Source organism: Citrobacter sp. TBCS-14 (assembly GCF_005280805.1).
GTDB lineage: Bacteria > Pseudomonadota > Gammaproteobacteria > Enterobacterales > Enterobacteriaceae > Citrobacter > Citrobacter gillenii.
The window spans coordinates 1-318 of sequence record NZ_SZWM01000582.1; the positions used below are offsets into that span (position 1 = coordinate 1).

Annotated in this window: 1 protein-coding gene; it reads left to right on the plus strand. The window is 53.1% G+C overall.

Annotation, left to right across the window (positions count from 1 at the left end):
- On the plus strand, window positions 1-318 hold a 318-nt coding region (locus FDX22_RS20055), incomplete at both ends, for a hypothetical protein (RefSeq protein ID WP_146717677.1).

The window sequence follows — 318 nt, forward strand, 5'->3', positions numbered from 1 at the left end:
AGCCAGCAACTGGCTTATATCAATAAAGGCACACTGGATGATGAACTGACCGAGGCGCTGGCCGAGGTGATTAAAGCAGTCCGCGAGACTGGCAAGAAAGGCGCGGTCACTCTCACACTCAATTGCGCCATGCTGAATACCCGTGACGAAAACACCATGAAGGTAACGCCAAAGGTCACCCGCACCATCCCCGAACTGGACCGCGCCGACACCATCATGTTCGCAACTGCCGATGGTGATCTACTGCGTGACGATCCTGCACAAACTCAGCTTGATTTAAAGGTTATCGAACCTGCACCGCAAACCGCACCAATAAAG